We start from the raw sequence: 17,461 nt of genomic DNA, 5'->3' as shown, positions 1-17,461 counted from the left end.
CGGTCGGCGGTCTGAAGATGAACCTATATACTCGCCATACTTCAAGCTGCATGTGTGTTGGCTTGGTTACCCGGCTTATCCCCTGGCCTTGCCCTTGTAGGGCCGCCATCGGCAGATTTGTCGCTCGCCGAGTCATTGCTGGCGTAAGCTCCCTTGCGACTCGAATGATGTAGAGTATAGATGGCTGATAGTGATTAACTTTCAACCTGTTGCGCCTATGTGCTGAACAAGGAGACTTTAATAGTGTCTGAACTGTCTCAACTTGCCCCACAACCTCTGTGGGACATTTTTGCCAAAATCTGTTCCATTCCCCATCCGTCTTATCATGAAGAAGCGCTTGCCGCACATATCCTTGCATGGGCGAAAGAGAAAGGCATTCATGCCGAGCGCGATCGGGTTGGTAATATTCTGCTGCGTAAAGCGGCGACGCCGGGGATGGAAAATCGTAAACCGGTCGTTTTGCAGGCGCATCTGGATATGGTGCCGCAGAAAAATAACGACACCGAACATGATTTCACCAAAGATCCGATCCAACCGTACATTGACGGCGAGTGGGTAAAAGCGCGCGGCACCACGCTGGGCGCGGATAACGGCATTGGCATGGCTTCCGCGTTGGCGGTGCTGTCTGATAACGGCGTGAAGCATGGTCCGTTGGAAGTGCTGCTGACCATGACCGAGGAATCGGGCATGGACGGGGCGTTCGGTCTGCAAGCCAACTGGTTACAGGGTGAAATTCTGATTAATACCGACTCAGAAGAAGAAGGCGAAGTTTACATGGGCTGCGCGGGCGGTATCGACTTCATTACCCGCCTGCCGTTAGTGCGCGAAGCGTTGCCCGCCGGTTATCAAACGCTGAAACTGACCCTCAAGGGGCTGAAAGGCGGCCACTCCGGCTGCGATATTCATCTCGGTTTAGGTAACGCCAATAAATTGCTGGCGCGCTTCCTGTTCGAACAGGCGGATAAGCTGGATATTCGTATTCTGGATCTGAATGGCGGTACGCTGCGCAACGCCATCCCGCGAGAGGCGTTTGCCACGCTGGCATTGCCGGCGGCCAATGTCGAACAGTTCAAGGCACAAAGTCAGGAATATCTGTCGGTGCTGAAAAACGAACTGGCGGTGGTGGAGAAAAACCTGACGCTGCAGCTAGAAGCATCGGACAGCCATGCTCAGGCGTTGACCAAAGACATCGGCACGCGGCTGCTGGCCTTGCTGAACGCCATGCCGAACGGCGTCATCCGCATGAGCGACGTGGTGAAGGGCGTCGTGGAAACGTCGCTGAATATCGGCGTGGTGACCATGGATGAAAACCACGCGGAAATTAACTGCCTGATTCGCTCGCTGATCGACAGCGGTAAAGATGCCGTAGTCGGCACACTGACGTCCCTGGGCCAGTTGGCCGGTGCGCAGACTACTCCGAAAGGCGGCTATCCCGGCTGGCAACCTGATGCCACATCCCAGGTGATGCAGTTGGTTCGGGAAACCTACCAGAAATTGTTTAACAAAACGCCGAATGTGATGGTTATCCACGCGGGCCTGGAATGCGGATTGTTCAAAAAACCGTATCCCGATATGGATATGGTTTCCATCGGGCCGACCATCACCGGGCCTCACTCGCCGGACGAACAGGTGCATATCGCCAGCGTCGGTCAATACTGGCAGTTGCTGACCGCATTGCTGAAGGCTATCCCCGAACGCGCCTGACCAATACCAAGCGGCTTTTCGAAGCCGCTTATTCCCAGTTCAACACCAATTGGCGCTCAATTTGCGGATCGAGCAGCGTGACATGTAACCCCACCAGCCTCACGCCGCGCTTATCGCGCCGCTCTTCCCAGGTTTGCTGCGCCAGCGTAAGCAAATCCTGTTTGTTCAGCACCGGCCATACGTGCTCCTGCGTGGTCTGACGAAAGTCATCAAACTTCAGTTTTACCCCCTGGCGCGCGATGTGCAGATCGGGCTTTACCCGTTTTAAACGGACTTCAAGTTCCTGATAGAGCTGCTCGATTAAACCTTCACACTCATGCCAGTGATGAATATCCTGCGCCAGCGTTTTCTCAACGCCAACCGACTTGCGTAACCGGTCCGGCGATACGGCGCGTTCATCAATGCCGTGGCAACGCTCCCACAGAACCCGGCCAAACTTACCGAAGCCCTTTAATAACTCCGCCAGATCATGATTGCGCACATCGGCGCAGGTCAGCATGCCCTTCTCTTCCAACCGTTTCGCCGTCACTTTACCGACGCCGGGGATCTTCGCTAACGGCAATTGCAGTAAAAACGCCTCCATCTTAGCCGGCGTAATGACGTACAGACCATTCGGTTTATTCAGTTCGGAGGCGACTTTGGCCAGAAACTTGACGGGAGCCACTCCCGCCGATGCCGTCAGGTTAAGCTCATCGAAAATAACCTGCCGGATCTCTTCCGCCATCAGCGTTGCGGAACCGTTGCAGTGAGGACTATCGGTAACATCCAGATAGGCTTCATCAAGGGAAAGCGGTTCAATCAGCGAAGTATAACGCGCGAAGATATCGCGTATCTGGCGGGAAGCGGCTTTATAGACTTCCATGCGCCCGGAGAGTAAGGTCAGTTGCGGGCACAAACGCAAGGCGGTTGCCGTCGCCATCGCGCTACGAACGCCATAACGCCGAGCCGGATAATTAGCGGTACTGATCACGCCGCGGCGGTCGGCGCTGCCGCCGATCGCCAAAGGGATATCACGCAGCCGCGGATTATCACGCATCTCAATCGCCGCATAAAAGCAGTCCATATCGACATGAATAATTTTGCGCATGCTTCCCCCTCACGACACTGTACAAATATACATATCTTGATTCGCATACACAAGTTGGAGAGACTTGCCGATGTTGTCTTCGCGTTAACCTCGCCATAATTATTTTAAGCCGTAGTCTCACCAGATAAGAGAAGCATGATGGAAAGTAAACAGAGTCACAGCAGCAGCGTCGAACGCCAGTTCGGTTCACAGGCACAAAACTACCTAACCAGTTCGGTGCATGCGCAGGGCAAGGATCTGGAGCGGCTGTCTGCGTTATTAGCATCCTTCCCCCATGCCAGCGTTATCGATCTGGGATGTGGCGCCGGGCACGCCAGTTTCGTCGCGGCGCCGGCGGTGGCGAACGTGGTGGCCTATGATCTTTCCGCCCAAATGCTGGATGTCGTCGCCCAGGCCGCCGAACAGAAAGGCCTGACCAACATCCGCACCCAACAAGGCGTCGCCGAGTCGCTGCCGTTTGCCGATGCCAGCGCCGATATCGTTATCAGCCGCTACTCCGCCCACCACTGGCATGATGTCGGACAGGCGCTGCGTGAAATCCGCAGGGTTCTGAAACCGGGCGGTCAGGTCATCATGATGGATGTGGTATCGCCGGGACATCCGTTGCTGGATGTCTACTTGCAGACCGTGGAGAAACTGCGTGATACCTCTCACGTACGCGATTACTCGCCCGGCGAATGGCTGACGATGTTTACCGATGCCGGATTTATCGTGCGTAACGTCACCAGCGATCGTCTGAGGCTGGAGTTCAGCAGTTGGATCGCGCGCATGCGAACGCCCGAACATTTCGCCGTCGCGATCCGCGAACTGCAAAAAACGCTGGCCGGGGAAGTCGCTCAGCATTTTGAAGTGCGGGATGACGGCTCTTTTGTAACGGATATTATGATGTTCGAAGCGACAAAATTGTAATCGCGGATTGCACACTTGGCTCGCTAAAGCTGAATAAACAATGGACAGCAAAAAACGGCATTTCCGTAAAACGGTTATCCCTTAAAGGCTGTCCTCTTTATTACCAGGGAGTCTGGTAAACCGCTTTGCGCGACTTCCGCCATAAATTTACCTTTTTTATCGGTTTTCACTCTTGATTAAAATTAAGGCAGTGATAATGTGAAAACGTTTTATATCCTTCATCTTTCAAACTGTATCTGTGTTGGCTTCCCTTATTCATCCGGTCACTGACTGGTGTAAGTTCCTGGGGATTAACGCGGCCGCCGTCTTGATGCAATGCGAAATCTATTGGATATATATTCGCCTAATGGCAAAGGAATACGGGACAACCAACGTCGTACCCGTTGTTTATGTAGCACAGCTTTTATTTCACCAGGATCCACAATGCAAAAAATCGCGCTGTCATTTGCGATGTTGTTTTTTTTGCCATCCCTTGCCGTTACCTGCGCTGCCAGCGAACCCGCGCCGATAGCAAAAGACTTAAAGCGGCAATTATTGGGCTCTCCGATCTATATTCAGATATTTAAAGAAGAGAGAGTATTAGAACTCTACGCAAAAGTAGGAAATGAATATCGCTTATTGGAGAATTACCCAATTTGTAAATATTCGGGCGGCCTTGGGCCAAAACGTGCTGAGGGTGATTTGAAAAGCCCTGAGGGTTTCTATCAGGTTGATCTTCGCCAGCTCAAACCAGACAGCCGTTATTATCGGGCGATCAATATTGGTTTTCCCAACGAATATGATAAATCACAAGGTTATTCCGGCCGTTATCTGATGATCCACGGAGAATGCGTTTCCGTGGGCTGCTATGCCATGACCAATAATTACATTGACGAGATCTATCGTTATGCCGAACAGGCACTGCTTAACGGGCAGGTGAAAATAGAGCTCGCCATTTATCCGTTCCGCATGACGGAAAAAAACATGCAACGCCACCGTAATTCCAGCTATTACGCTTTCTGGCGTCAGTTGCAACCGGGCTATGCTTATTTCAATCAACACTACCAGCCACCGGCCATCACGGTTTTCAACGGACAGTACGTCGTCAATGCGCCGTTGATGACCAGCAAGCCTGTCTCAAATTACGCGTTCACCGAAACAAAATAAGACGAATTCGCCTGGCATGATCTTGTGCCAGGTTTCGTTTCCTGTCAGCGGCTGCGTCGCCAACACCGTGACGACGTCATTCGGCGTCGTCTGTTGCTGAAAATCAATTTCCACATCCTGATCCAACAACGTCGCTTTACCGAACGGCGCGCGCCGGGTGATCCAATAAAGATTGGTGGAGCAGTACCCCATCACAAATTGCCCGTCGGACAGCAGCATGTTAAACACGCCTTTTTTCCGCAAGAAATCCGCCTGTTGGGCAATATACCGAAACACCGCGGGCCAGTTTCCCGGCGTGCGCGGATAGCGTTGCGACAGTTGATATAGCAGCCAACAGAACGCATATTCGCTGTCCGTCTGTCCAACCGGCCGGAATGTGCCGGTTTTTAACGAACGATACCCTTTTAATTGCCCGTTATGGGCGAACGTCCAGTTTCTGCCCCAGAGTTCACGAGTAAACGGATGGGTATTTTCCAGCGACACGGCTCCCCGGTTCGCCTGACGAATATGCGATACCACAGCACAAGATTTGATGGGATAGTCCTGCACCAACCGGGCTATCGGCGAGCTACAACTTGGCAGGGGATCCTTGAACGTCCGGCAGCCATGTCCTTCATAAAACGTAATTCCCCAACCGTCCCGGTGCGGCCCTGTCAGACCGCCACGCTGCACCAACCCGGTAAAACTGAAACAGATATCAGTCGGTACATTTGCGCTCATCCCAAGCAGTTCACACATGGTAAATCTCTTAACCTCTCTTGTGTGTTTTCCGTTATCTGTTAGCAACCATTTCTTTTTCGATCAGTTGGATCAGGATATGAATCGCCTTGATATGAATTTCCTGAATACGGTCAGCGTAACCAAAATGGGGCACGCGAATTTCCACATCCGCCGTACCGGCCATTTTGCCGCCGTCTTTACCCGTCAGCGTGATAACCTTCATGCCTTTAGCTTTCGCCGCCGCAATCGCTTTAATGATATTGCCGGAATTACCCGAGGTTGATATCCCCAGCAGCACATCGCCTTCACGGCCCAGCGATTCAATATAGCGAGAAAAGACAAAGTCATAGCCAAAGTCGTTGCTGACGCAGGAAAGATGGCTTGGGTCGGAAATGGCGATCGCCGGGTAGCCCGGACGATTTTCCCGATAGCGGCCGGTCAGCTCTTCGGCAAAATGCATCGCATCGCAGTGCGAACCGCCATTACCGCAGGAAATGACTTTCCCGCCTGATTTAAATGCGTCGGCCAGTAATACCGCAGCATTTTGAATAGACTGAATATTCGCATCATCACTCAAAAACGCATTCAGCGTTTCCGCCGCTTCGTTCAGCTCACTACGGATTAAGTCCTGATACATGGAATCCTCTCAATTTGTCCGGTGACATCATCATATTCTGTTATGCAGTGTAGCGGATCGCCGAAACAGCGAGAAGCGCACAATGTCACGATCGTCAGGATCGCTGATAACAATCAGAAAAAGCCGGGTAGCCGCCCCGAATTATGGGTTGAGTTGTAATTATGCTGTAAACGAATTAATAAAAATAGGCGGATAAACGGCAACGCCCCGATGCCTACTCGCCATAGCCAAGGCATTCAACTCCCGCTACAATTCATTCACCGAATCACATACTGGAAAATAAAAAGGAGGATAACTATGCTGCGCTGTGAACTGTTTTACACTTCACATCACTTTGGCGATCGTCGCCACTCAAGCGTTATCGGTTTCGTGCTGCGATAACTTTGGCTTGAGCGAAGTCCACTACTGAATCCCTTCTCTCGGGCTTACCGAGTTATCGTCAGCGATGTTTGACGAGGCATATGCATGCCTGTAACTCTTGAGTAAGCAATGAGCACATTACTAACTGCACAATCTCTCCATGTCGATACGGCGTTCGGTTCGCTGTTTCGCGATATCTCTTTTACCGTCAAAAAAGGCGACCGCATCGGCCTGATTGGTTACAACGGCTGCGGTAAAAGCACGCTGCTAAAAGTCCTCGACGGGTCATTGCCGCCGACATCCGGTCAGTATTCTATTGCCCGACGCTGCCTGCTGGCGCGTGTTGAACAGCATTTACCGGAAGATCTGTTCCCGCTCACCATGCTGGAGGCGGTGCTGACTCGGCTGCCGGCGGCGGATCGGGAAAGCCAGCGCTGGCAGGCGCAGGCGCTTCTGGCATCAATGGGGTTTGATGATAACGACCAGTCGTTGTGCGCCGGCACATTAAGCGGCGGGCAACATACGCGCTTATTGCTGGCGCGGGCGCTAATTCGCCGCCCCGACCTGCTGCTGCTTGATGAGCCGAGCAACCATCTGGACTTACCGACACTGCTGTGGCTGGAGGATTTTTTACGCCACTGGCCCGGCAGTTTCGTACTGGTTTCTCACGATTGTCGCTTGCTGGATGCCGTGACGAACACCACCTGGGTTCTGCGAGATCGGACGCTGCACAGCTTCGCGCTGCCCTGTTCCGCCGCGCGTCAGGCGCTAGCCGATAGGGATGAGACTGACGCTCTCCGGCAAAAAGCCGAACAAAAAGAGATCGACCGCATTACCGCCAGCGCCAAACGGCTGGCGACGTGGGGTCAGGTTTACGACAACGAAGATCTCTCGCGTAAGGCAAAGCAGATGGAAAAACAGGTCGAGCGGCTAAAAGAGAGCCAAACCGCAGTGACCGCGGGCAGCCAGTGGGTGCTGTCATTACAGGGCGACGCGCTGCGGGCCGATCGCCTGCTGGAAATGACGCAGTTGCCGGTTCCCCCCGCTGTTGGCCTGCCGCAGCTCTTTACCCTGCCATTGGCACGACTGAAAAGCGGCGATCGCGTGGCCATTATGGGACGCAACGGCTGTGGGAAATCGTCGTTGTTGCGCCTTATCTGGCAACATAGCCAACAATCGTGTTTGTCTGATGGTTTGACGCTCCATCCGCGCGTGACGATCGGATATTACGACCAAACGCTGCATCAGCTTAACGATGACGATACGCTGTTCGATGCCCTTGAGTCCTTTGCGCCGACGCCGAGCGTGCGCCAAAAAGCGTTGATTAGCGCCGGTTTTGCCTGGGTTCGTCATGGGCAAAAAGTCAGTACGCTGAGCGGCGGCGAGCGTTCGCGCTTACTGTTCGTCGGCATGTCGCTGGCGCGTTATGGGTTGGTGATGCTTGATGAGCCAACCAACCATCTGGACATGGACGGCAAAGAGGCGTTGACGCAAACGCTGGCGCAATTTGAAGGGGGAATACTGCTGGTGAGCCACGATCGCGATTTAATCAGCCAAAGTTGTAATCGCTTCTGGCTGGTTGAAAATGGCGAACTGAGCGAGTGGCACGATGTTGAGGCGGTTTTCGCACGTTTGTGTGATAACGCTGTTGACGTGCCCGGCGCCGCATCGTCCACAACGGCGGCTAAGCCAGAGATGGACAGCGACACCCTGCTGGAACAACTGATCGCGCTGGAAACCCAATTGGCGGGCGATCTGGCGCGTAAGCCAAAACACCAGAAGCCGCGACTTCAGGCCCAGTGGCGACAGGAGATTGACGCGATTAACGCCCGTCTGGAACGGGAATAACCAGGCAGCCCCTGCGAGTCAGGGGCTGCTTCAATCAAAAACGGGCGGTTGTTAAAATCCGTGTTGCCATTGATGTTTCCAATACGATGAGCCAGAAAGAAAGCCAACTCACCGGCAAGCTGAAGTATGACGGGTATAGCTATTTGATGCCCCCATAGCTTGCGCTAGAATAACTATTATTTCCTTTATATTGGCAATCCGCACATGGCATATATCCCCAAGAACTACGCGAAGCTCGAAAGCGGCTATCGTGAAAAAGCGTTGAAACTCTTCCCGTGGGTATGCGGGCGCTGCTCACGCGAGTTCGTCTATTCCAACCTGCGTGAACTCACCGTTCACCATATCGATCACGACCACAGCAATAACCCGGAAGATGGCAGCAACTGGGAAATGCTGTGCCTGTACTGTCACGATCATGAGCATTCAAAATACACCGATGCGGATACTTACGGCTCGACCGTGGTGGCGGGCGAAGATGCCCAGAAAGATGTCGGCGTAGCGACACATAATCCCTTTGCCGATCTGAAGGCGTTGATGGAGAAAGGGAAAAAGTAAGCGAAACGGGGCGACAGATCGCCCCGACAGAGCAAGGCGGGCTTATGCCCCGCTTTGACGCACGCGAGCCAGCAGTTCATCCACATTGTCGATATGCGGCGCGGCAATAATCAACGTCCGGCCAAGATGCAGCGCATGACGCTGACACGCGGCCCGCGCCTCGTCATCCTGGATGTCGTCAAGATCGGCAACGTGCGCCAGCCCAATCGTGCGGCGAATCAGTTCCGTACCGCAATAGCCGACGGAATCCTGCCACACCTGCTGCAAAAAACGCTCGGCATAGCCTGATTCAGCCAAAGAGGGCTCACGGCCATGATGCCGGCTCAGCGACAGGAAACGCCCGGCGAAGGTATTCCATAGCGTGCGAATATCGCCAAGACGTTGCTCTCTGCCCGCCGCCGCGGCGCGCGGCGCCAGCAGCCCCGGCAAGCCGCAGTAGTTAAGCAACAGATTACCCAACGCCGTGCCTACGTCGAATCCTATCGGCCCATAGAAACCGAACTCGGCATCAATGGCCTTTAAACGTCCTTGCGCCACAAAGATCGAACCACTGTGGATATCGCCGTGCAGCAGCGCTTCCGCCCTGCTCAAAAAGCGGTGCTTTAATTCCGCCACCGCCAACTTCAATGCCCGATCGTCGCGCAGCGCCTGCACATCCGCCGACAGGACGGCGTCAAACCGGTTTCTTTCGTGATCGATATAGGGGTCGGTAAAGAACAAATCTTCCGTGATCTGACACAGTTCAGGGTTGGTAAACCGGCTCACCGCCGCTTTTTTAGCGTGCGGAGACTGATAAAAATCCGACGTATGGAACAGCGTTTGCGCCAGGTATTCGCCCAACTGTTCAGCGGCCTGAGGGTAGAATATCCCCTGAATCAACTCACTGCGCCAGATACGATGGTCGGAAAGATCTTCCTGCACCATCACCGCCAGTTCCGCATCATGGTGCAAGACGGTAACCGTATGTTGAGGGCAAAACTGCGCGTGCGCCAACAGCGTTTCCGCTTCGATACGCGCGCGATCCAGCGTCAGCGGCCAGGATTCGCCGACGCAACGCACATAAGGTAAAGCCTGTTTGACAATCACCCGGCTTACTCCGTGTACATCGCGGATTTTAAATACCAGATTCAGATTACCGTCGCCAATTTCTTCTGCGGCGACCAGCGTTTGCGGATCGCTCACTCCGCCATACTGGCGGGCATATTGCACGGCATCATCTGCCGTAAAGGTGCGGTAAAGCGGCATTGCCAACCCCTTGTTGTTTTACATTCACCATTTTTGAGAAAGACAACTTTTGGACATAAAAGCGTTTGGACGTCTATACATCCGTGATGCATATTGGCAGAATATAAAAATCGACGCAACATGGATTTAACCACTAATGCAAAACATTAACACCACCAGTCTGAAAATCGTTGACGGCCAGCTCTGGATCCTCGATCAGCAGGCGCTGCCGCAGGAAAAACGCTGGCGCCCCTGCCCGGACGCGGCGACGCTGGTCGAGCATATTCAGGCGTTACGAGTACGCGGAGCCCCTCTGATCGGCTTATCGGCCAGCCTGCTGCTCGCTTTGCTGGCGGAGCAAGGCGTTAGCCGACAACAACTGGCCGAGACGCTGGAAACGCTGCGCGCGGCCCGCCCCACCGCGGTTAATTTGATGAATAACCTGGACCGGATGAAGCTGGCGCTGGCGCAGTCGCAATTTGTTGATGCGATGGCGCAGGAAGCGCTGCGGCTGGTCGAGGAAGATCGTAAGTTGTGTGAGAAGATCGCCGATTACGGCGCGACGCTGGTTCTCCCCGGCAGCCGTCTGCTGACGCACTGCAACACCGGCGGGCTGGCTACCGCCGGCATCGGCACCGCCATCGGCGTACTGCTGCGCGCGCATCAACAGGGGAAAATTACCCAGGTTTGGGTTGATGAAACCCGGCCGCTGCTACAGGGCGGGCGCCTCACCGCCTGGGAACTGGGCGAATTGGGGATTCCTTATCAGCTGATTTGCGACTCGATGGCCGCCAGCCTGATGGCTCAGGGCAAGGTGGACGCGGTGTGGGTGGGAGCGGACCGTATCGCCGCCAACGGCGATGTCGCCAATAAAATAGGCACTTACAGCCTGGCCGTATTGGCGCGCTATCACCAGATTCCCTTTTACGTGGCCGCGCCGCATACCACGCACGACCCCTCATGCCCGGACGGCAACGCCATTCCCATAGAACAACGCGCCGCCGCAGAAGTCACCGGCGTTTCAGGCCGTTTCGGCCACTGCCGGTGGGCGCCCGAGAATGCGCCGGTTTATAACCCGGCCTTTGACGTTACGCCGGCGGCATTAATCAGCGGCTGGGTGCTGGATAACGGCATTGTGACGCCGCAGGCGGTGAAAGAAGGGATATTTCACTCAGCGCTAGCTGAAAAGGAAGCCTGATTGATCTCAACGTCAATCGACGGATTGGCGTTCCCAACATTTATGCCGTTCAGCTTTTTGCATTGAGTCGTCGGATACCCTATTGGGAAAAAATGGCGTCGGCGGAAACCCGCGTTGAGTCACCCATTCACCTCCTTCGCTAAGGAGGTAAAAAAAAAGCGCCAGTCAAACTGGCGCAAGAGGAATGTGAAAACCCGGCTTGAAGTCAGCCCGCCAGCTTCGGATACGCATCCGCGATTTTGTCGCCGGTGAAATGCGCGATCCAGCCTTCCGGGTTATCGAACAGGCGGATGGCGGTGAAGTGCGGTTCCGGCCCCATATCAAACCAGTGGGCGGTGCCCGCCGGAACGGACAGCAGATCGTTTTTCTCACACAGGATCTGGAAAATTTTGCCTTGCAGATGCAGACAAAACAGCCCGGCGCCCTCAACGAAGAAGCGCACTTCATCTTCGTTATGGGTATGCTCGGCCAGAAATTTGGTGCGCAGCTCGGCACGCTGCGGATTGTCCGCCCGAATACTGATCACATCCCAGCTTTGGTAACCTTTTTCCGCCACCAGACGATCTATTTCATGCTGATAGGCGGCCAGCACCTCTTCGGCATTCGGGTTGGCGCTTAACGCCTGGTTGGCCTGCCAACGCTCAAAACGCACGCCGATATCGGCCAACTGTTGGCGGATAGCTTGCGCATCCTGACTTTGCCAAATCGGTTGGCTGGCATCGCTATCACTAAAGATGGTCAGTGCACTCATGGGAAAGACTCCTGTAAATCGATCTGGTCAAAACGAGTCACCTGACGGTGACGGCTCAAGTCATCAGCGTCGCTACGGATTAGCTGACAGGTATGCCATCCGGCCTGCTGCGCGGCGTCCAGTTCCTGATGAATATCCGACAGAAACAGTAACTGCCCGGCAGGCAGGCCGATGGATTGTGCGATGGCGCGGTAAGACGTCGCCTCGCGTTTCGCGCCGACGCGGGTATCAAAATAATCGCTGAACAGCGGACGCAGGTCGCCGGCCTCGCTGTAGCCGAACAATAGCCGCTGCGCGTCAACCGAACCGGACGAGTAAACATACAGCCGAACGCCCTGCCGCCGCCACTCGGCCAGTTGGGCCGCTACGTCCGGATAAACATGGCCGCGAAAATCGCCGTTAAGATAGCCGCTACGCCAGATGATGCCTTGCAATAACTTAAGCGCGGTGGATTTGCGATCTTCATCCATAAACCGATGTAACGCCGCAATTAATGCCTCTTCATCCGCATCGGGCGTAGCCAGTTCCTGACGTAACAGCGCCAGAGCCTGGGCGATCTCCTGATTGTTCCGCTGCTGTCGCACCGCCTCCGCCAGACGGGCGCGCGCATAGGGAAACAGTACGTTATGCACGAAACGAATATCGCTGGTGGTGCCTTCAATATCCGTCACGATGGCTTTAATTCCATTCACGTTACTCATCTGGCCTCCAGCTGGCGGCGTTGCAGTTCGCACTGGAACAGGAACTCCAGCCCTTCAAGGTGACGGCGCGCCTCTGCAACGCTCTCTCCCCAGCAGTAAAGGCCGTGACCGCGCACCAGAAAGCCATAACGCAACGGTTCGCGTTCGGCTTGCGCGGCCACTTTGCGGGCCAGCGCCGCAATGTCCTGATCGTTATCGAAAATCGGGATGGCGACGCGATCCAAATGGCTTTTCTGCCCCGCCAGCGACTTCTGCATTTCATAGCCTTGCAGCGCCAGTTCCGAAGCGGATTCCACTCTGGAGAGCACGGTCGCGTTGACCGAATGGGTATGCAGCACGGCGCCAATCCGCGGATAGGTGCGGTACAGCAGCGTATGCAGCCCGGTTTCCGCCGACGGCGTGCGCCCGCCGGGCGCATGATTGGTGGCGATATCCACCAGCAGAAAATCATCAGCCTGTAAGCTGCCTTTATCCTTGCCTGATTCGGTGATCAGACACTGATGTTCATCAAGGCGCACAGACATATTGCCGCCGGTCGCCGGACACCAGCCCTTTTGCCCTATCCAATGGCAGGCGGCGAGCAGCGACGTAATTTGCAGGTTTTCCGTCATTTTACTTCCCATTTTATGGTACTTATTTACCGTCCTTTTTCAGACTGCGCAGGTGAGCCGCAGTTTAAAATACAGGCGGTATAGTACTTTTAGTTATGACTTAGCATTTAAAAGCATTTAGCCGTTTAAACGTCCAAGCGTCTTGATTGCCAAATACTAACATCGTGTTATATTGGCTAGCAACACAGGCCTGCAGGAGTCCTTATCAGTCATGAGCGCCGCACTTATTCCCGACAGTAAACTGCCTTCACTTGGCACCACCATTTTTACGCAGATGAGCGCACTGGCTCAGCAGCATAAAGCCATCAATCTCTCACAGGGTTTTCCTGATTTTGACGGCCCAGACTATTTGAAGCAGCGTCTGGCTTACCATGTCAGCCAGGGGAATAATCAGTATGCGCCAATGACCGGCGTTGCGCCGTTGCGTGCGGTGATTGCGGAAAAAACCGCCGAGCTTTATGGCTGGCGGCCGGACGTCGATACGGAAATCACCGTAACGGCAGGCGCAACAGAGGCGCTGTTTGCCGCCATTGCCGCACTGGTACGCCCCGGCGATGAGGTTATCTGTTTCGATCCCAGCTACGACAGCTATGCGCCCGCGGTGGCGCTGGCGGGCGGCGAGCTAAAACGCGTTGCGCTGCAGCCCCCCGCTTTTCGCGTCGACTGGGCGGAATTCTCCAGCCTGCTGAGCGAGCGTACCCGCCTGGTGATCCTGAACACGCCGCACAACCCCTCCGCCACCGTATGGCGGAAAGACGATTTCCAGCAGCTCTGGCAGGCCATTGCCGCCCACGAAATCTATGTGCTGAGTGATGAAGTGTACGAGCATATTTGCTTTGCCCCAGAGGGGCACGCCAGCGTACTGGCGCATCCGTCGCTGCGTCAGCGCGCCATCGCCGTCTCTTCATTCGGCAAAACCTTTCATATGACCGGCTGGAAAGTGGGCTATTGCGTAGCGCCGGCCGCGATCAGCGCCGAAGTGCGTAAAATTCATCAATATCTGACGTTTGCGGTCAATACTCCCGCGCAGTTGGCGATTGCGGATATGCTGCGGGAGCAGCCCGAACACTGGCGCGCCCTGCCCGATTTTTATCGCGCCCGCCGCGATCGTTTTGTGAACGCGCTGGCCGCCAGCCGCTTTAAAATACTGCCCTGTGAAGGCACCTATTTCCTGCTGGCGGATTACCGCGCGATTTCCGATCGGGATGATGTCAGCTTCTGCCGTTGGCTAACCGAGCATGTCGGCGTGGCGGCGATTCCGCTGTCGGTATTTTGCGCCGATCCCTTCCCGCATACGCTGATTCGTCTATGCTTTGCCAAACAGGAGTCTACTCTGGATGCCGCCGCGGAGCGCCTATGTCGACTTTGAAAATCACCCTGCTGCAAGCGCCGCTGACCTGGCTGGATGCCACGGCCAACCTGAACCATTTTGATACGCTGCTGACCGACGTCACCGGGCGCGATGTGATCGTTCTGCCTGAGATGTTTACCAGCGGTTTCTCTATGGAAGCGGCGCAAAAGGGAATTGAGCGGCCGGTGATTGTAAAGTGGCTCCATCAGTGGGCGCAGCGCAATAATGCGCTGGTCGGCGGCAGCGTTGCGCTGCGAACGCCAAAAGGCGCGGTCAATCGTTTTCTGCTGGTCGATCCGCAGGGCGGCGTTTATCACTATGATAAACGTCATTTGTTCCGTATGGCGGATGAGCATCAATATTATCAGGCTGGCAGCGAACGCACCGTTATCGAGTGGCGCGGCTGGCGGATCTGCCCGCTGATCTGTTACGACCTGCGCTTTCCGGCGTGGTCGCGCAATCATCGGGATTACGATCTGTTGCTGTATGTGGCCAACTGGCCGGCGCCGCGCGCGGCGCACTGGAAGACGCTGCTGGCCGCCCGGGCGATTGAAAATCAGGCGTATGTCGCTGGCTGTAATCGCGTAGGCAGCGACGGCAACGGTCACAGCTATCAGGGCGACAGCATGGTCATTAACGCGTTAGGAGAAACGCTGGCGTCAGCGCCGCCAAACCAGCCGGCCCGGCTGGATGCCGAGCTGTCGCTGGAAGTATTGCAAAGCTACCGCGAAGCCTTCCCCGCCTGGCGTGACGCCGATCGTTTTACGTTGTGAAAAGAGGGGCGTTTCAGGAAGAAGAGCGCGATGTCGGCGCCTTGTGACTGGCGTCATCCTCGTCGGCGGGAATCGCCAGCCGCTGGATAATGTCCTGTCGTAACAGATACTTTTTGATTTTCCCGGAAGCCGTACGCGGCAGACTGTCGACAATAACCACATGTTCCGGGTATTTGTATTTGGCAACCCGCTTGCGGCTGAAAAAGGCGATCACTTCTTCCAGCGTCAGCGTCTGGTAAGGCGTTTTCAGCACGATATAGGCACAAGACCGTTCCCCCAAACGCTCATCCGGCATGGCGACGACGCCGGCGTCGCGCACGCGCGGGTGCTGTAACAGAATCTCTTCCACCTCCCGACTGCTGATATTCTCGCCGCCACGGACAATGATATCTTTTTTGCGCCCGGTGATTTTGATGTAACCGTCTTCATCCATCCGGCAGAGATCGCCGCTGTAGTACCAGCCATCATCATCCAATGCCCGCGCGGTCAGTTCGGGTTCATCCAGATAGCCCATGAAAACATTGGGGCCGCGGGATGCCTCTTCGCCTTCTTGATTGGGCGGCACCACCTTACGCTCCTTGTCGACGACTTTTATTTCAACGCCAGGGGCGGCTATGCCGTCAGTATTGATCACGCGGGAGATAGGATCGTCGAGTTTTACGACGGCATGGGGCGAACTTTCCGTCGCACCGTAGACGCTCAGCAATTTTATGCCGACCTGTAAACAGTCGCGGGTGATTTTTTTAGGAATGGTGGTGCCGCCGCACAGGAAAAAACGCAGTGAAGACAGGTCGTAATGCTGCTGTTGCACGGTACACAGCAGATCGTAGACAAAAGGCGTCGCGCCCATCACACAGGTGCATCTTTCCCGCGCCAACAGGGTGAGGCAGTCCACCGGATTAAAAATATCCAGCAGCACGCTGCGAGCCCCGATGAGGAAAGGGGCGGTGACGCCGTGCAGAAAACCGGTGGCATGGGCCAGCGGCGCGGGCATCAATATCGTATCCAGCCAGTTCAGATTCAGCGTGGCGCAATAGGCGCGTTCGCTTGCAAGCACATTGTTATGCGTCAGCATGACGCCCTTGGGGACGCCTTCCGTACCGGAGGTAAACAGCACGACGGCCAGTTCATCGCCATGCACCTTAACGGGATTTTCCAGCGGCAAATAGTCTTGCAGCAACTGGCTGAGCGCCGGGGATGACGTAGCGGGCGCGAGCTTATCAACCGCCACCACCTGCTGTAGATACGGGAGTTGGGAACGTAACGGGGCGACTCTCTCCAGCGGATTGGTGTTTTTGAATTTTGTGGGGACGAACAAGACGCGGGCCTGGCTTTTATTGAGGATCCAGTTGAGTTCCGTCTCGCGGTAAGCGGGCAGCAGTGGAACTGAAACGGCGCCCGTTTTCAAACACGCCAGATAGATCAGCGTGAATTCGCACCAGCCGGGAAGCTGAAAAGCAACGCTGTCGCCCGGCAGGATACCGCAGTCCAGCAGATAAGCGGCCAGGCTTCCCGCCGCCCGATCCAGTTCGGCGTAGGTATATGATGTTCCCTGATTGTCGATGACGGCGATCTTTTCCGGTACGGTCTTAACCGCATGATGCCAATAATCGCCGAGTGATGCGTCTCCCCAGTAGCCTTGTTGTCGGTACGCTTCCCTGCGTGCGGCATTGAATTTTATTGTGACAGTCATTCTTCTTATCTCAGTTATAACGGCTGCCGCGCGGCGCCGTTTTATCAGTCAATAGCCGACATGTCGGGTCGCTACGTACATAAAAAGGGGTGGCCTATCGCACCGAAACCGTATTCAGCGGATAAGCCAGCCCTGGCGCCTGCATAGGAAGGGGGCGTAGCCGGCCAGTACGCCTTCCCCGATGAAAGGGGGA

The 17,461-nt window shown here is 55.1% G+C and carries 16 protein-coding genes; 8 read left to right on the top strand and 8 right to left on the bottom strand.

Going from position 1 to position 17,461, the window contains the following annotated elements:
* Positions 1-243 precede the first annotated feature (243 nt).
* Positions 244-1,704 carry a beta-Ala-His dipeptidase gene (gene pepD / locus ACN28R_RS01065; protein WP_048637737.1) on the top strand — a complete coding sequence of 487 codons (1,461 nt, stop codon included), beginning with the start codon at positions 244-246 and terminating at the stop codon, positions 1,702-1,704.
* A 28-nt stretch (positions 1,705-1,732) separates the two neighbouring features.
* Here pepD and dinB read toward each other — a convergent pair whose 3' ends face one another.
* Positions 1,733-2,791 carry a DNA polymerase IV gene (dinB, locus tag ACN28R_RS01060; RefSeq protein WP_095833327.1) on the bottom strand — a complete coding sequence of 353 codons (1,059 nt, stop codon included), beginning with the start codon at positions 2,789-2,791 and terminating at the stop codon, positions 1,733-1,735.
* A 138-nt stretch (positions 2,792-2,929) separates the two neighbouring features.
* Here dinB and ACN28R_RS01055 point away from each other — a divergent pair, with 138 nt between their 5' ends.
* A complete protein-coding gene (locus ACN28R_RS01055) occupies positions 2,930-3,700 on the top strand; it encodes a class I SAM-dependent methyltransferase (RefSeq protein WP_095833326.1) in 771 nt (256 codons plus the stop codon).
* A 423-nt stretch (positions 3,701-4,123) separates the two neighbouring features.
* Positions 4,124-4,846, top strand: a complete 723-nt coding sequence (gene dpaA / locus ACN28R_RS01050) for a peptidoglycan meso-diaminopimelic acid protein amidase (RefSeq protein WP_048637734.1) — start codon at positions 4,124-4,126, stop codon at positions 4,844-4,846.
* Here the strand turns inward: dpaA and ACN28R_RS01045 are convergent.
* Both ACN28R_RS01045 and lpcA read right to left on the bottom strand, forming a co-directional pair.
* On the bottom strand, positions 4,817-5,584 hold the full coding sequence (locus ACN28R_RS01045) for a class II glutamine amidotransferase (RefSeq protein WP_048637733.1): 768 nt from the start codon (positions 5,582-5,584) through the stop codon (positions 4,817-4,819). The genes dpaA and ACN28R_RS01045 overlap by 30 nt on opposite strands.
* A 34-nt stretch (positions 5,585-5,618) precedes the next feature.
* Positions 5,619-6,203, bottom strand: coding sequence for a D-sedoheptulose 7-phosphate isomerase (gene lpcA / locus ACN28R_RS01040; RefSeq protein WP_048637732.1), 585 nt, complete (start codon positions 6,201-6,203; stop codon positions 5,619-5,621).
* A 489-nt stretch (positions 6,204-6,692) separates the two neighbouring features.
* Between lpcA and ACN28R_RS01035 the strand changes: the two genes are divergently transcribed.
* Positions 6,693-8,411 (top strand): ABC-F family ATP-binding cassette domain-containing protein, encoded by a 1,719-nt coding sequence (locus ACN28R_RS01035; RefSeq protein ID WP_048637731.1) that lies wholly within the window; start codon positions 6,693-6,695, stop codon positions 8,409-8,411.
* Between the two features lie 204 nt (positions 8,412-8,615).
* On the top strand, positions 8,616-8,966 hold the full coding sequence (yajD, locus tag ACN28R_RS01030) for an HNH nuclease YajD (RefSeq protein ID WP_048637730.1): 351 nt from the start codon (positions 8,616-8,618) through the stop codon (positions 8,964-8,966).
* Positions 8,967-9,008: 42 nt separating this feature from the next.
* Here the strand turns inward: yajD and mtnK are convergent, their stop codons facing one another.
* Entirely contained in the window at positions 9,009-10,211 is a 1,203-nt protein-coding gene (gene mtnK, locus ACN28R_RS01025; protein ID WP_048637729.1) for an S-methyl-5-thioribose kinase, read from the bottom strand.
* Positions 10,212-10,347: 136 nt separating this feature from the next.
* On the opposite strand from mtnK, the gene mtnA reads away from it, so the two are divergent.
* Positions 10,348-11,388, top strand: a complete 1,041-nt coding sequence (gene mtnA / locus ACN28R_RS01020) for an S-methyl-5-thioribose-1-phosphate isomerase (protein ID WP_048637728.1) — start codon at positions 10,348-10,350, stop codon at positions 11,386-11,388.
* A 205-nt stretch (positions 11,389-11,593) separates the two neighbouring features.
* Here mtnA and ACN28R_RS01015 read toward each other — a convergent pair whose 3' ends face one another.
* From ACN28R_RS01015 to ACN28R_RS01005, 3 genes are read right to left on the bottom strand one after another with little or no spacing between them, the layout of a single operon-like run.
* Positions 11,594-12,139: a 1,2-dihydroxy-3-keto-5-methylthiopentene dioxygenase gene (locus ACN28R_RS01015; RefSeq protein WP_048637727.1), complete on the bottom strand. Its 546-nt coding sequence runs from the start codon at positions 12,137-12,139 to the stop codon at positions 11,594-11,596.
* On the bottom strand, positions 12,136-12,840 hold the full coding sequence (gene mtnC / locus ACN28R_RS01010) for an acireductone synthase (RefSeq protein WP_048637726.1): 705 nt from the start codon (positions 12,838-12,840) through the stop codon (positions 12,136-12,138). The genes ACN28R_RS01015 and mtnC overlap by 4 nt, the downstream gene beginning before the upstream one ends.
* Entirely contained in the window at positions 12,837-13,451 is a 615-nt protein-coding gene (locus tag ACN28R_RS01005) for a methylthioribulose 1-phosphate dehydratase (RefSeq protein ID WP_048637725.1), read from the bottom strand. The genes mtnC and ACN28R_RS01005 overlap by 4 nt, the downstream gene beginning before the upstream one ends.
* A 211-nt stretch (positions 13,452-13,662) precedes the next feature.
* Between ACN28R_RS01005 and ACN28R_RS01000 the strand changes: the two genes are divergently transcribed.
* Complete coding sequence (locus ACN28R_RS01000) at positions 13,663-14,820, top strand: pyridoxal phosphate-dependent aminotransferase (RefSeq protein WP_048637724.1); 1,158 nt, start codon at positions 13,663-13,665, stop codon at positions 14,818-14,820.
* Complete coding sequence (locus ACN28R_RS00995) at positions 14,808-15,575, top strand: amidohydrolase (RefSeq protein WP_048637723.1); 768 nt, start codon at positions 14,808-14,810, stop codon at positions 15,573-15,575. The genes ACN28R_RS01000 and ACN28R_RS00995 overlap by 13 nt, the downstream gene beginning before the upstream one ends.
* A 13-nt stretch (positions 15,576-15,588) precedes the next feature.
* Here the strand turns inward: ACN28R_RS00995 and fadK are convergent, their stop codons facing one another.
* The gene (fadK, locus tag ACN28R_RS00990) at positions 15,589-17,268 is read right to left on the bottom strand and encodes a medium-chain fatty-acid--CoA ligase (protein WP_095833325.1); all 1,680 of its coding nucleotides are present in this window, start codon (positions 17,266-17,268) and stop codon (positions 15,589-15,591) included.
* Positions 17,269-17,461: the final 193 nt, after the last annotated feature.

Origin of the sequence: Brenneria goodwinii, from assembly GCF_002291445.1 — a bacterium.
In the GTDB taxonomy this organism is placed as follows: Bacteria; Pseudomonadota; Gammaproteobacteria; order Enterobacterales; family Enterobacteriaceae; genus Brenneria; species Brenneria goodwinii.
Note: the sequence above shows the minus strand (reverse complement) of the source record. Positions and strands in the feature narration are given on the sequence as shown.